A 14,484-nucleotide genomic window follows, 5' to 3' on the forward strand; every position below is an offset into this window, starting at 1 on the left:
ACAAGCAAAATGCGTCTTTGATTACCCCATTATACGATTTCGAATGTCTGAAATAAAATAAAGTGAGCCAGTAACAAGTACAATGGCTGCAGGGTCATTACTTTTCTTCCGAATAAACTCCAGCACTGTACCAGGATCCGACGCATACGTTTTTGCCTCTAAATGACTGCATTCATAAAGTACTTCTGCTGATTCAGCTCTTGGGAAATCAAAAGAGACAAAATGAATGGATGTACTGATTGTCTCAAGCTTTTGAATCATTTGTTTGTACGGTTTATCTTTTAACGCACTAAAACAAACATGAACCTGTTTATGAGAAAAATGAGCATGCACTGTTTCAATTAAGCGAATCATCCCTTCTTCATTATGCGCTCCATCTAGATAGACGGGAGGGTGATCACTCACCTTTTCAAACCTGCCGGCCCATACAGCATGTCTAATGCCTTCATATATATGCTCTTTTTTTATCTCAATAGCCCCTTGTTGTTCCAGCCATTCGATTAAGAGAACAGCAAGTGACGCATTTTGTCTTTGATGTGTCCCTATTAATCCTGTTTCAAGCAAAGGATACTGCCTTCTTGGGGTGTGTAATGTAAATTGCTCACCTGTTTCGATTGCTTGTTCGTCCTCAAAGCTGCACGTATCGTGTAATGATATGCACTTTGCTTTCTTTTCTTTTGCGACATCTTGAATAACTGCTAATGCCTCTTGTTGATGAGCAGCAGTGATCATAGGGATGCCTTCTTTGATGATGCCTGCTTTTTCAGCGGCAATTTGTTCAAGCGTATCACCTAAAATCGCCATATGATCATATCCGATCGAGGTAATAGCCGTTAAGATGGGATCAACAACATTCGTTGAATCAAGTCTTCCACCAAGCCCTGCTTCAAATAGAACAAAGTCTACTGGATGTACATTGGCAAAATATGCGAAGGCACAAGCTGTAATGATTTCAAATTCTGTTGCTTGTCCATACTCCGTTTCATCTAATTCATCTACTAAAGGCTTTAGCTGATTCACAAGACTCAACCATTCCTCATCACTAATTGGCTCTCCGTTGACACTGATTCGTTCATTGAACGTTAAAATAAATGGAGAAGTGAAGGTACCTACCGAATAACCGGCTGCATTTAATACCGAACGAGTAAAAGCAATGGTCGATCCTTTTCCATTTGTACCTGCGACATGCACTGCCTTTAATTTTCGTTCAGGATGCCCTAGCTTGCTTAAAAACCACTTCATTCTTTCCAGCCCAGGCTTTACGCCAAAGGTCAGTCTGCTATGTATCCAATCAATCGCTTCATGATAAGTTGTAAACAATGCCATCTCCCATTTCATACGAAATTTTTGAAAAAAGACGGCTCCATTCATCAAGGAGCCGTCTTTTCAACATTATGCTTTCAGCTCTTCAATTCGCTTTTGAACAGCTTCACGTTTTGCCACATAATCACGTTCTTTCGCACGCTCTTCTTCAACGACACTTTCAGGCGCTTTTTTCATAAAGCCTTCATTTCCAAGCTTTTTCTGTACTCTTTCTACTTCTTTTGTCAGCTTATCAAGCTCTTTTTGCAGGCGAGCAATCTCTTCGTCTAAGTTGATCAAGCCTTCTAGTGGTAAAATAAGCTCTGCTCCAGAAATAACTGCTGTCATTGCTTTATCACTAGCAGGTACATCTGTACCAATTTCGAGAACACTTGGATTTGTGAATCGTTCAATATATGATCGGTTTTTTTCTAAACGTTCCTGCACGTCAGCAGTTGACGCTTTGATGTAAAGCTCGATTTGTTTGCTCATTGGCGTATTGACTTCACTGCGAATGTTACGCACAGATCGAATGAGTTCAACAAGTAGCTTCATATCAGCAGATGCTTGTTCATCTGAAAGCTCTGGTTTTACTTTAGGCCATTCAGCTACTGTAATCGACTCTCCTTCATGCGGAAGATGCTGCCATATTTCCTCTGTCAAGAACGGCATGAACGGATGAAGAAGTCTCATTGTTTGATCTAATACATATGCAAGGATCGAACGAGTTGTTTTCTTCGCCGCTTCATCTTCTCCGTAAAGCGGAAGTTTCGCCATTTCAATATACCAATCACAGAAATCATCCCAAATGAAGTTATACAAGTGTCTGCCCACTTCACCGAATTCATATTTGTCAGCGAGCTGTGTTACACTTTCAATTGTTTCATTTAAGCGTGTCAAAATCCATTGATCTGCCACTGATTTTTCACCTGTCAAATCAAGTTCCTCATAGGTGAAACCATCCATATTCATTAGAGCAAAACGGGATGCGTTCCAGATTTTGTTCGCAAAGTTCCAAGTCGATTCGACCTTTTCAAAGCTAAAGCGAAGGTCTTGTCCTGGTGAGCTTCCGGTTGCTAAGAAATATCTTAACGAATCTGCACCGTATTGATCGATAACTTCCATCGGATCAATCCCATTGCCAAGCGACTTACTCATCTTACGTCCTTGTTCGTCTCGAATGAGCCCATGAATGAGAACATCTTTAAACGGCTTTTCTCCAGTAAACTCAAGACCTTGGAAGATCATGCGAGAAACCCAGAAGAAAATAATATCATAGCCTGTGACAAGCAGATTCGTTGGATAGTAACGTTTAAAATCTTCACTGTCTACATCTGGCCAGCCCATTGTAGAGAAAGGCCAAAGCGCTGAACTAAACCATGTATCAAGTACATCCTTGTCTTGTTCCCAGTTCTCAATGTCTTCTGGTTCTTCCAATCCAACATACACTTCTTTTGTTTCTTTATGATACCAAGCTGGAATGCGATGCCCCCACCATAGCTGACGTGAAATACACCAGTCACGAATATTTTCCATCCAGTGTAAGTACGTTTTCTCAAATCGATCCGGTACAAATTGAACTTGCTCTTCACTTTTTTGCAATTTGATAGCTTCATCAGCGAGCGGCTGCATTTTGACAAACCATTGTGTTGATAAATACGGTTCAACGACTGCACCGCTTCGCTCACTATGACCAACAGAATGCACATGTTCCTCAATTTTGAATAAAACACCTTGTTCTTGTAAATCTTTTACAAGCTTCTTGCGGCATTCAAAACGGTCCATGCCTTTATATTGCAAAGCATTTGCATTCATTGTCCCATCTTCATTCATCACAAGGATTCGTTCTAATTGATGACGATTCCCAAGCTCAAAGTCATTCGGGTCATGAGCAGGCGTAATCTTGACAGCCCCTGAACCAAATTCCATGTCTACATAGTCATCCCCAACGATTGGGATTTCACGACCCGTAATAGGTAAAATAACGGTTTTTCCAATCAGGTGCTGATAGCGTTCGTCTTCAGGATGAACAGCTACTGCCGTATCACCAAGCATCGTCTCAGGTCTTGTTGTCGCAATCTCTATTGAACCTGTTCCATCAGCTAGAGGATATCTCAAATGATAAAACGCACCTTGGACATCCTTATAAACAACTTCAATATCAGAAAGGGCAGTCTTAGTAGCTGGATCCCAGTTAATAATATACTCTCCGCGATAGATTAACCCTTTTTCATAAAGCTGGACAAACACTTGACGAACCGCTTTACTTAGACCTTCATCCAAAGTAAAACGCTCACGTGTATAATCAAGTCCAAGGCCCATCTTCGCCCACTGACTCCGAATAAAATCAGCATATTCTTCCTTCCACTTCCACGTTTCCTCCACGAATTTTTCGCGGCCTATATCATAGCGGCTCACGCCCTCTTCGCGAAGTTTCGCCTCTACCTTCGCTTGTGTGGCAATTCCGGCGTGGTCCATCCCCGGAAGCCAAAGAACATCATAGCCTTGCATGCGTTTCATTCGTGTGACAATGTCTTGCAACGTTGAATCCCAAGCATGACCAAGATGTAGCTTTCCTGTCACGTTTGGCGGAGGAATGACGACTGTATACGGCTCTTTCGTTTTGTCATGTTGCGCTTCAAAGAATTTCCCCTCAAGCCAGTACGTATATCGATCCTTTTCAATCGCATTCGGATCGTACTTTGTTGGCATTTCTTGATTATTTGTTCCCATTTGTGTAACCTCCACATTTTTTCGGCTGATGAAACATAAAAAAGCCTTTCCATCCTTATAAAAGGACGAAAAAGCTTTTTCGCGGTACCACCTTTTTTTACGGAACACATACACATGTACCGTACACTCTAAAGGATAACGGGTTTCACCCGAATTTCTCTACTTGGTATTTCAAGAAATTAAGCTCACAGGCGACCTTCCAAAACAAGTAGCTCCTAGGAAACCTTTCAGCAGCCGGCTTCCCTCTCTTTAGGGTCTTGCTCGTACTCTTCCTGTTCAACGCTTATGATATATATCACGTTCATCAGCACGTACTCATCTTGTACTTATATTACTAAATGCTTTTTGTTTTCGTCAATCATCTTTTCCGCTTTTCTTTTTCTTTATACAAATTGGGCAGGCACCCTTTGCCTCAATGCCCATATGATAATAGCAAAATCAAGAAGGAGGGCGTTTTATCTTGAAGAAAATCAATCCTTACACGCTCCCCCCCTGGCTCAGACAAATTCGGGCAGTTGCCTCCCAAGTCGTACTCCCGATTGCCATTTTTCAAGGATTGCGCACAATCATTTTTCCAACGACGTTTGACGTCCTCATCTTAGGTATTCTCATTTTCCTTGCATGTGCATTTCACCTCGATTGGTTTTAAATTGCCGTTTCTTAGAGAACTTACACCTCAAAACTGTTTCGTACCGAGAGATTTGTTTGACCATCCTGAATAAATCCAAAACAAAACCTCGTCATTCTGATGATGACGAGGCATTTTGTTCTTCTTCTAGACGTCTAGCCTGCTCGATTTCGTGAATTTTCATAACAGTCGGCTCTGAATTTTTCATTTGCCAATACGCTCTTAAAAGTTGCTGACAGCTTTTCATCTCGTTTTGTCCGCCAGATTCATATGCTTTCACCGCATCAAACAGTCCTTGCGGGTAAGCGAGATAACTCAAAAACAAATGAAGCTCTTCTTCCCTGAGCGGATTCCCCTTTTGATACGTATAAAACAAGGAAGTACATTCTGGAAAAGGAGCAGGATATGATTTGAATGTCCGAAAGTAAAACGTCAAAAGATCATAGATGGGGGCGGCCTTTTTAGACCGCTCAAAATTGGTAAAATGTCCTGTCCCTACATCATTGTATAGAAAATGATGAATTGACAATTGTCCATGATTTAAAACAACCCGAGTTGTCTCCTGATCTTTCATTTCCTCATGCCAATCCTCTAAACGTTCAAGCGCAAATTCACTCGCAGACATAGCTTCTGAAAAATACATAGCAGCGGCCAGCTCAAATGGCGACATGTACCATGTTTGTTCTGCCCGCTCTATGAATCGTTCATACATATCTTTCTCTGTTTCCCATTTCATCTTGATTTGTGTGTAGTGAGCTTCTATCTCATGCTTTGTAATATCTATCATCACTTCGGTTCGTTTATGAAGCCTAGCAATCTCTTGGAATAAATACTCATGTTTATCATCTTGCTCTTCTCTCTTTTCATTCGTCAGCCATGGCATGAGATAATAAGCGTGCTGGCTTTCCCGATGACTTGAGAAAAAAGAGCCGTTTTTTGTGCGATAAATAGGCACAAATGAACGATAGCCTTTTGATTCTAGTTCAAGCATTTGCTCTGTAAACTGCATATTTCGCTGCGCCTTCAATTGTTTTAGTGCAAATACTCCCTGCTTTGTATAAACCCTTACGACCGACGGGCTGACAGGTTCAATATATTCAGCCTCAAGCCCATATTCATATAAGACTGATTGGATTTCATCCACGTTCACTCACCACATTTTCTAGGTCAGTCTCCTCATGCTATGCATTGCTTTTTTGATATTCAGGAATATAAAGAATTTGCCCTTCTTCCAGCTCCGCATCTGCCGATAATGAATTCGTTCTAAGAAGCTGCTGAACATTCAATTGATATCGTTCACAAATGCGATCGACCGTATCTTCTTGCTGCACTATACATATTTTCATGCGAGAAAAATCTTCCTCCTCCTGCTTAGCAAACAGCTTCGTTAAATAAAGTGAGTTCTCACTGCCAGATGACTTTCTCACGTCACTTTCAGGTTCCTCCGCTTCTTGGGATACTTCATATTCTTGAGGTACTTCCCGTTCGTATAACCGGTCTATTTGAAATGGCTCCTCACGATCCTCCTGTATCGAATCAACATGATAGGCAGGTGGTTCAAATGCAGGATCGTCTGTGACATCTTCCTCTTGTTCTTCCTCCATCGCTGACTCAAGTTCCTTCCTTACTTCAACCTTAAAGAACGAATCATCTCGCTCCTCTTCTTCTAATAATTTTGGGGGCTCAAAAAATGGCGGCTCCTGACTCTGGGCTTCTGGATAGGCACGATAGCCAAGTACCACCGCTTCTTCTTGTTCCTCCGATTCTTTCGTTTCTTCCATGTCCGCCGGCTCTATATTCACTTCTCCTTGTTCCTCACGTGCATCACTTTGTAACAGTGTTTGTTCTTCAATGTCCTCACGCTCTTCACGTGCATTAGCTTGTAATCCTTCTTGTTCTTCTTGTCCCGTTACTTGATATTCATATGAAACATCGCCATAATCCTTTTCAGACCGATGAACAAATTCATACGGCTCCTCTGCCCGCTCTTGCGGCATTTCTTCATCTAACAGACCTTCAATCGCTAAATCAGCCTGAATGGTCAATATGCGGCTTTCTGTTAACTGATAATCAAATGCATCAATGAACACAAATACATCATTTAAATGACTGATTTTGTTCTTTGGGATGGTAATATCCACTGGAAATTGATGCAGAAGCTCTGCTGTTCCGTCCTCTCTCACCTTCACCTCATCTACCTGCCTGTATGATGCATAGGAACTGGATTCACCCAATAGCTCCTGTTGATTTATGTTGTATTCTCCTGTTAGCTCGAGTGAACCTCTAATTGAAACATAATCATTCACTTCTTGAACGAGAATGTCAGGATCAAGTGAAATTGACAGTAGCTCACTGACTTCCTGTCCGCTTTTAAAATAGATGGATTCTTCTACCGAAAACTGTAAACGATTGTTTTGAGACAAGTCGGTGTCCTCCTTTCATCTAATCCTTCAAAATAAAATTAGATGTCAATACAGGTGTATGTGAGCACAGATGAAAATATGAATGGTTTTTGCAAAGCAAAAAGCCGGCATGTGTCCACACCGACTTTCGTTTATTTACGTAATTTTTGAAAAACCTTTTCCACTGTCTCAATGGTATATTGAATGTCCTCATCTGTATGAGCGGTAGATAAGAACAGACCTTCGAATTGAGAAGGCGGGAGGAAAATACCATGATCAGCCATTTCCTTATAAAATTCAGCGAACAAAGCAAGATCAGCCGTTTTCGCCGTTTCATAATTAATGACTTGTTCATCCGTAAAGAAGAATCCAATCATCGAGCCAGCGCGGTTAAATGTCAATGGAATTCCAGAGGCTTTGGCTGCTTTTGAAATTCCCTCTTCCAGCATATCACCTTTACGTCTAAACTCTTCATAAGACTCTGGGGTTAGCTGTTTTAACGTTTCTAAACCTGCTGTCATTGCAAGTGGATTACCAGATAAGGTACCCGCTTGATAAATCGGCCCGCTTGGCGCAATTTGTCTCATAATATCCGCTCTTCCACCGTAAGCTCCTACCGGAAGACCACCTCCGATTACTTTTCCAAGACAAGTCAAATCAGGCGAGATACCAAAGTAGCCTTGTGCACAGTTGTAATCAACGCGGAATCCTGTCATGACCTCGTCAAAAATGAGTAAAGCACCGTATTGTTCTGTGATGTCTCTTAGTCCTTGCAGAAAGCCTTCTTGAGGTGGAACAACTCCCATATTACCAGCAACTGGCTCTACGATGACACCTGCAATATCGTCACCAAATTCTTCAAATGCCACTTGAATGCTTTCTAAATCATTATAAGGAACCGTAATGGTATTGCTAGCAATTCCTTCAGGTACACCAGGGCTATCGGGAAGACCAAGTGTGGCGACACCTGAACCAGCCTTAATGAGTAAAGAATCACCGTGTCCATGATAGCAGCCTTCAAATTTCACAATTTTATTTCTACCTGTAAAGCCACGTGCTAGACGAAGCGCACTCATGGTTGCTTCTGTTCCAGAGCTGACCATGCGAATGACCTCAATTGAAGGAACACGTTCTGATACAAGCTTAGCTAATTCATTTTCAACTAAAGTAGAAGCACCAAAGCTTGTACCATTTTCAGCTACGCGCTGGATACTTTTGACAACACGATCATGACTGTGTCCCAAAATGAGCGGTCCCCACGATAATACATAATCAATGTATTTATTTCCATCAATATCGTAAATGTTTGCGCCTTTGCCTCGTTCCATAAAAATCGGATCTGTATTCACTGATTTAAATGCACGAACAGGGCTGTTGACACCCCCAGGCATTAATTGTTGCGCTTCCTTAAATGCTTGTTTTGATTTTTCATAGCTGCGTACCATTTCAACGTCCTCCTGTCTATCCGTTCTTTATTCTGAGAGCCATTTTACCGCTTCTTTTGCATGATACGTAATAATTAAATCTGCCCCAGCACGTTTCATACTTGTCAGCATTTCAAGCACAAGCTCTCTTTCAGAAATCCAACCATTTTGAGCAGCTGCTTTGACCATTGCATACTCTCCACTTACATTGTAAGCCACAACAGGGAGTGTAAATTCATTTTTCACATCACGCATAATATCTAAATAAGATAGAGATGGTTTGACAATGAGAAAATCAGCGCCCTCTTCTACATCCGATTGTGCTTCTCTTAACGCTTCTAAACGGTTTGCAGGATCCATTTGATACGTTTTGCGGTCCCCAAACTGCGGTGTACTGTGCGCTGCATCACGAAATGGACCATAAAAAGCACTTGCATATTTCACCGCATATGACATCACGGGCACATGAATAAAGCCAGCCTCATCAAGAGCCTCTCGGATTGCGACAACAAAACCATCCATCATATTAGAAGGCGCAATGATATCAGCACCTGCACGTGCTTGACTAACAGCCGTTTTTGCTAAAAGTTGAAGAGATTCATCATTTAAAATCTCGCCACCTTCGACGATTCCGCAATGTCCATGATCTGTATATTGGCATAAGCAAGTATCTGCGATAACGACGAGCTCAGGGAAATGTTTTTTGATCTCAATCGTTGCCCTTTGAACGATGCCATGATCGTGATAAGCCTCACTTCCAACATGATCTTTATGATCTGGTACACCAAACACAATGATGGACTTGATACCAAGATCCACAAGCTCTTGCACTTCTTCCTTCACAAGATCAACAGAAATGTGATACACACCTGGCATCGAAGGAACTTCTTTTCGTACATTCTCTCCTTCGACAAAGAAAATCGGATAAATGAAATCCGATGGTTTTAAAAAGGTTTCTCTTACTAATTCTCTCATTCCTGCGCTTGTACGCAATCTACGGTGTCTGTTAAATTTCATCAATGTTTCAACTTCCTTTCAGATAAACGACACATCAAATCAAGCATCCCGTCTATTGTATAAGTTTCTGGGGTTTCAGATCGAATCCCGTATTGAAGCAGTGCCTCTTTTGTGAGAGGACCTATCGTGACAAAACTTGTATCGGATTCAGCCAAGCGTGCTGCATCTGCTTTCATTGCATGCATAAACGAATGGACAGTGGAGGAGCTTGTGAATGTAATAAAATCAAATGATTGCTCCATCATGGCCGCTTTCAAAGCGGCAATTCCTTCCTCATCCTTGACTGTTTTATATAAAATCCATTCCTTGACCTCAATCCCAAGTGGAATAAGGGTATGTTTCACCACATCTCGTGACAAATGCCCTTTTGCAACAAATACCTGCTCTCCCGGTAATACATGTTCAACCAAGGCATCTGCTAGCTCTTCGGCTATAAATCGTTCAGGTACAACATCCACCTTAAAGCCATGCTGCTTAAGATAAGCAGACGTCTTCTCACCAACAGCAGCGATTTTTAAGTGAGACAAGTCCATATGTAAATGATGGTCTTGTAGATATTTCAAGAAAAAAGATGCACCATTCACACTCGTGAAAACAAGCCAATCACTAGTTTCTAAGTCTTTCCAAAACGCCTCTACTTTTTCTTTTGTGAGTGTAGGCTCAAACCGAATCAAAGATGTTAAGACCGCATGACCGTTAAGCGATTCAATCTTTTGCTTAAACACACCTGCTTGACGTTCATTTCGTGTGACAAGCACCGTCTGTCCGTTAAGCGATTTGGCTGTGTTCATGTGGAGGACAAGTCCTTTTTCACTTTGTCGATTAAATCCTTTGCTCCCTTATCAGCCATTTGTTTTGCACATGCTACACCAACCGCTTCAGGGTCCGTACCAGTCACTGTTCCCCGAATAATAGTATGACCGTCAGCAGAAGCAACAAGTCCAGTTAGTTCAATTTCATCACGTTCATTCATGGTGGCATAACCGGCAATCGGTACTTGGCAGCTACCGTCCATTTGCTTAAGGAAAGCCCTCTCAGCTAGTACAGTCTTCTTTGTATATTCATTTGTCAATTGAGCAAGGAGCTGCAATAACTCTTCATCATTACTGCGGCATTCAATTGACAGCGCACCTTGTCCAACAGCCGGCAGGCAAGTCTCAGGTGATAAAAATTCTGTAACAACCTCTTTGCTCCACCCCATCCGAGAAAGGCCAGCAGCAGCCAGAATAATCGCATCGTATTCTTCATTTTTTAACTTTTCAAGTCTTGTATCAATGTTTCCACGAATCCATTTCATCTTAAGATCAGGTCTTTCCTGAAGAAGCTGAGCACTCCGCCTCAAACTGCTCGTTCCAATCACTGCTCCCTTCGGCAATTCATGAAGACGCTGATGATGCTTTGAAATGAGTGCGTCCCGCACATCTTCACGCTCAGGAATACAACCAATGACTAGACCCTTAGGTAAGGTAGCCGGCATATCCTTCATACTATGAACAGCCATATCAATGTCATGATTTAACATTGCCTGTTCAATCTCTTTCACAAACAGCCCTTTTCCGCCAACCTTTGATAAGGTCACATCTAGAATTTGATCACCCTTTGTGACAATTTCTTTTATTTCAAAAGAATAAGAAGGGTTTAATTCAGACAGCTTTTGAATGACCCATTTTGTCTGTGTCATTGCAAGCTTGCTTCGTCTAGAACCTACTTTAATTGTACGCATTACGTCTTCCTCCCGACAATGCCCTTAAAACTCATCATTATTGAAACCAATGAAAGGTTGATAAGCTCCCAAGCAAAAAATAATTGATCATCAGCACAAGAAATGAAGCAACATTCCATCGTGCCACGATTTTGCCCTGCATATTTCTTACCAATCTGATGTATAAGTAAAAGCCGTATAAAAATAACATAATAAACGAACCAAGCACCTTCGCATCTGTCCAGTACAACGTATCATACGAGATATATGCCCAAATAATGCCAAGAATTAAACTAAGCAAGAGCATTGGCACTCCAATAATATTTAGTACATACGCCATGTGATCAAGCTTTGATAAGTCTTCAATTCTAAGAAGCCATTTCCCCCATTTTTTCTTTTTCAGCAAGCGATATTGAAAGAGATACAGCAATGAAAAAGCAAATGAAAGTGAAAAGGCCCCGTATGATAATATAGCCATCGTAATATGAATGACAAGCAGTTCTGACGTTAGCTTTCCCGCAATTTCGGTAGAATGAAAATGAGATGGTGTGAATGTGTGAATGGCCATCATGGAAAAACCAATCACATTTGTAAAAAAGACAATAAATTCAACACGCAATACTTTTGTGAGCACGAGTGAAAGTGTCACGAGCACCCATGTATAAAAATATAACCCCTCTGCTACATTCAACACAGGGAATCGGTCTGTTGCCATCATAATATAGAACATGTAGGCTGTTTGCAGCAGCCAGACAATAGAAAGCAACCAGAAAGCTATTTTTCCAGCCTTCCGGTTGTATTGAAGAAAATCTATGAAATAGAACAAAACACTTAGTGCATAGATCAAAATCGTCGCTTCGCCTAGTCTCGCCACAATGGTTTCCATCATCGCCTAATCACTCACTGGCAATCGTAGCAAAGCCTTGCGCCATATTTGATTTGAATAGCTGAAATGATCCTTGTTCCACCTGCACAGGCTCTACCTTTTGCTCTTCATCTTCAACCTGTAAGTCAAAGATTTCTTTGAAGAATAAAAGTTTTTCCTCTGCATTCGGCTCCCCAGCAATTTCCTTAGCCTTTAAAATCGGATCTTTCAGCATTTGATTGATAATACTTTTCGTATGTTTATTTAACAGTTTCATTTCACGATGTGTGAGATTCGGAAGCTTACGTTCAATGCTTTGCATCGTATCTGCTTGAATGGTCAGTGCCTTTTCTCTTAATGCAGAAATGATAGGAACAACCCCAAGCGTATTTAGCCATTGCTTAAATTCTACGATTTCCGCTTCGATCAGCAATTCAACCTGCTCAGCAACTGCACGGCGTTCCTTTAAATTGGCTGCCACGATGCCTTCAAGGTCATCAATGTCATACAAAAAAGCACCTTCCACTTCAGAAATGGCTGGATCTAAATCACGGGGCACTGCAATATCCACCATAAATAGCGGTCTGCCTTTCCGCTTTTTATTCGCACTCTCTACCATTTCTTTCGTAATGACAAATTGTTTCGCACCAGTGGAGCTAATTAATATATCTGCTTCTGATAATGTCTTTTCCAATTGATTTAAGCTCTTAGGTTCTCCTGAAAAACGACTAGCCAGCTCCTTTGCCTTCTCATACGTTCGATTAATGACAGTAACTTGACCAATCCCTTGTCCTTGAAGGTTTTGTGCTGCCAGCTCGCCCATTTTTCCCGCACCAATAACAAGGACATGCTTATCAGAAAGATGTCCAAAGATTTTTTTGGCAAGTTCGACAGCCGCATAGCTGACAGAAACTGCATTAGAAGCAATATCTGTTTCCGCATGAGAACGTTTAGCTACCGTAACAGCCTGCTTAAATAAATAGTTGAAAACGGTTCCAATGGTTTTCTCCTCTTGAGCTATTTTAAAGCTGGAACGCACTTGACCAAGTATTTGTGTTTCACCAATGACCATTGAATCAAGTCCACATGCCACTCGGAATAAATGCTCGACCGCGCCATCGTTTTCATAAAACTTCAAATATGGAGAGACATCTTCTTTTTCTAAGCCGAACCAATCAGCTAAAAATCTTTTTATATAAAATCGACCAGTATGAAGCTGATCCACAACCGCATAAATCTCTGTCCGATTACATGTTGAGATAACGATATTTTCCAGAATGCTTTTTTCTTCTTTAAGCTTGGACATCGCTGCACCAAGTTCACTCGGCTCAAAATTCAGCTGTTCCCGTATCTCAACAGGGGCTGTTTTATAATCTAAACCCACAACAAGTATATGCATAACTTCAGCTTGCACCCCCAACGCCCTGTCTAATTTATAATCATTATAATATAGAATTCATTATTTATAATGATTATAACATAGATTCTTTTTTTACTGGATAAAAATTGTGAACAGATTTCAAAAATGTTGTGATATAGTAGAAAAATATTCTACAACGCACATGTCATAATATCACTTCATGCAATTTACCAAATTTGACGTGTGCGGACAAATGATCTGCTTAAAAGAAGGTGACATCTTTGAAGAAGAAATCCATTTTACTGCCGCTTACTTTACTGGCTGTAGCTCTTTATGCCATTCTCTCAGGAGGTCAATTTGACATCTGGAAGGACCAAGAGAAATGGTACACACTTGTGCTGTTCTTTGGACTTGCATTTTTATATCAAGGGAAGACGGAACAGGAAACCTCACATGTGTTTATCGGTATGCTGATGACTGGACTTTCGTTACACTTTATTCTTCAATCAAAATTGGACCACTGGCCAGATACCTTTACAATGATTGTGTTCGTAGTAGGGGTTGCCCTGTTCATGAAATCAGCTCAAAAAAAGGAATATCGTATCGAGAGTATTGTTCTCATTGCACTAGGCTTGTTCCTTTATTTCTTTCAGCAAATTGTAAAACAGCTCGGCGCATTGTCCATTCCAACTTCCGACTTTGAATTGTACTGGCCATATGTACTCATTGCTGTGAGTTTGCTCTTATTATTTTTAAAAAGGAAATAACTTATACAAATAAAAGCGTCAAATGGTTTGTTTTTTATCAACATTGGCTATATCTCTACCTTTAAGACAAAAGTATGGCTTAAGATGACTCGATATTATATGATAATAACCGTCTTCTCTGTAGGTGCCTGTAAGGCCACTTTTTTTACAGAAAAGACAGTTTTGTTATTTTTATTTCTCACACATATCATGAGGTGTCTAGTTGTTTGGCACAACTTGTAGACACCTCATTTTCTTTTAAATAAATTTCACTATTTACATTTTCGTTCTAATTGACGATCCGT

Annotated in this window: 12 protein-coding genes and 1 other annotated feature; of the genes, 2 read left to right on the forward strand and 10 right to left on the reverse strand. The window is 40.9% G+C overall.

Translation table 11 applies throughout. The features are described 5' to 3' along the window. Nucleotides 1–21: 21 nt before the first annotated feature. A complete protein-coding gene (locus ACIQCE_RS12490; protein WP_400495342.1) occupies nt 22–1,326 on the reverse strand; it encodes a bifunctional folylpolyglutamate synthase/dihydrofolate synthase in 1,305 nt (434 codons plus the stop codon). Nucleotides 1,327–1,392: 66 nt separating this feature from the next. After that, on the reverse strand, nt 1,393–4,035 hold the full coding sequence (locus ACIQCE_RS12495; protein ID WP_400495262.1) for a valine--tRNA ligase: 2,643 nt from the start codon (nt 4,033–4,035) through the stop codon (nt 1,393–1,395). 58 nt (nt 4,036–4,093) lie between these two features. Beyond that, nucleotides 4,094–4,324 (reverse strand) — a binding site (T-box leader). Between the two features lie 171 nt (nt 4,325–4,495). Between ACIQCE_RS12495 and ACIQCE_RS12500 the strand changes: the two genes are divergently transcribed. Next, a complete protein-coding gene (locus ACIQCE_RS12500; RefSeq protein ID WP_400495263.1) occupies nt 4,496–4,684 on the forward strand; it encodes a hypothetical protein in 189 nt (62 codons plus the stop codon). A 91-nt stretch (nt 4,685–4,775) separates the two neighbouring features. Here ACIQCE_RS12500 and ysxE read toward each other — a convergent pair whose 3' ends face one another. The 8 genes from ysxE to hemA form a co-directional block, all read right to left on the reverse strand. Further along, the gene (ysxE, locus tag ACIQCE_RS12505; RefSeq protein ID WP_400495264.1) at nt 4,776–5,807 is read right to left on the reverse strand and encodes a spore coat protein YsxE; all 1,032 of its coding nucleotides are present in this window, start codon (nt 5,805–5,807) and stop codon (nt 4,776–4,778) included. Between the two features lie 37 nt (nt 5,808–5,844). Next, complete coding sequence (locus tag ACIQCE_RS12510; protein ID WP_400495265.1) at nt 5,845–7,086, reverse strand: LysM peptidoglycan-binding domain-containing protein; 1,242 nt, start codon at nt 7,084–7,086, stop codon at nt 5,845–5,847. 131 nt (nt 7,087–7,217) lie between these two features. After that, entirely contained in the window at nt 7,218–8,510 is a 1,293-nt protein-coding gene (gene hemL / locus ACIQCE_RS12515) for a glutamate-1-semialdehyde 2,1-aminomutase (protein WP_400495266.1), read from the reverse strand. A 27-nt stretch (nt 8,511–8,537) separates the two neighbouring features. Further along, nucleotides 8,538–9,506, reverse strand: a complete 969-nt coding sequence (hemB, locus tag ACIQCE_RS12520) for a porphobilinogen synthase (protein ID WP_400495267.1) — start codon at nt 9,504–9,506, stop codon at nt 8,538–8,540. After that, on the reverse strand, nt 9,506–10,297 hold the full coding sequence (locus ACIQCE_RS12525; RefSeq protein WP_400495268.1) for a uroporphyrinogen-III synthase: 792 nt from the start codon (nt 10,295–10,297) through the stop codon (nt 9,506–9,508). Before ACIQCE_RS12525 ends, hemB begins: the two co-directional genes overlap by 1 nt. Beyond that, nucleotides 10,294–11,229: a hydroxymethylbilane synthase gene (gene hemC / locus ACIQCE_RS12530; RefSeq protein ID WP_400495269.1), complete on the reverse strand. Its 936-nt coding sequence runs from the start codon at nt 11,227–11,229 to the stop codon at nt 10,294–10,296. Before hemC ends, ACIQCE_RS12525 begins: the two co-directional genes overlap by 4 nt. A gap of 37 nt (nt 11,230–11,266) precedes the next feature. Then, complete coding sequence (locus ACIQCE_RS12535) at nt 11,267–12,097, reverse strand: cytochrome c biogenesis protein (RefSeq protein WP_400495270.1); 831 nt, start codon at nt 12,095–12,097, stop codon at nt 11,267–11,269. Between the two features lie 7 nt (nt 12,098–12,104). Then, complete coding sequence (gene hemA / locus ACIQCE_RS12540; RefSeq protein WP_400495343.1) at nt 12,105–13,472, reverse strand: glutamyl-tRNA reductase; 1,368 nt, start codon at nt 13,470–13,472, stop codon at nt 12,105–12,107. A gap of 233 nt (nt 13,473–13,705) precedes the next feature. Between hemA and ACIQCE_RS12545 the strand changes: the two genes are divergently transcribed. After that, entirely contained in the window at nt 13,706–14,200 is a 495-nt protein-coding gene (locus ACIQCE_RS12545) for a hypothetical protein (protein ID WP_400495271.1), read from the forward strand. Nucleotides 14,201–14,484: the final 284 nt, after the last annotated feature.

Origin of the sequence: Bacillus sp. NPDC093026 (assembly GCF_044754665.1) — a bacterium.
In the GTDB taxonomy this organism is placed as follows: domain Bacteria; phylum Bacillota; class Bacilli; order Bacillales; family Bacillaceae; genus Bacillus; species Bacillus maqinnsis.

Excerpts from the sequence above, each read along its gene's own strand:
- hemA (WP_400495343.1), bottom strand. The coding sequence starts at position 13,472 with ATGCATATACTTGTTGTGGGTTTAGATTATAAAACAGCCCCTGTTGAG.
- ACIQCE_RS12495 (WP_400495262.1), bottom strand. The coding sequence starts at position 4,035 with ATGGGAACAAATAATCAAGAAATGCCAACAAAGTACGATCCGAATGCG.
- hemL (WP_400495266.1), bottom strand. The coding sequence starts at position 8,510 with ATGGTACGCAGCTATGAAAAATCAAAACAAGCATTTAAGGAAGCGCAA.
- hemC (WP_400495269.1), bottom strand. The coding sequence starts at position 11,229 with ATGCGTACAATTAAAGTAGGTTCTAGACGAAGCAAGCTTGCAATGACA.
- ACIQCE_RS12525 (WP_400495268.1), bottom strand. The coding sequence starts at position 10,297 with ATGAACACAGCCAAATCGCTTAACGGACAGACGGTGCTTGTCACACGA.
- hemB (WP_400495267.1), bottom strand. The coding sequence starts at position 9,506 with ATGAAATTTAACAGACACCGTAGATTGCGTACAAGCGCAGGAATGAGA.
- ACIQCE_RS12490 (WP_400495342.1), bottom strand. The coding sequence starts at position 1,326 with ATGGCATTGTTTACAACTTATCATGAAGCGATTGATTGGATACATAGC.
- ACIQCE_RS12535 (WP_400495270.1), bottom strand. The coding sequence starts at position 12,097 with ATGATGGAAACCATTGTGGCGAGACTAGGCGAAGCGACGATTTTGATC.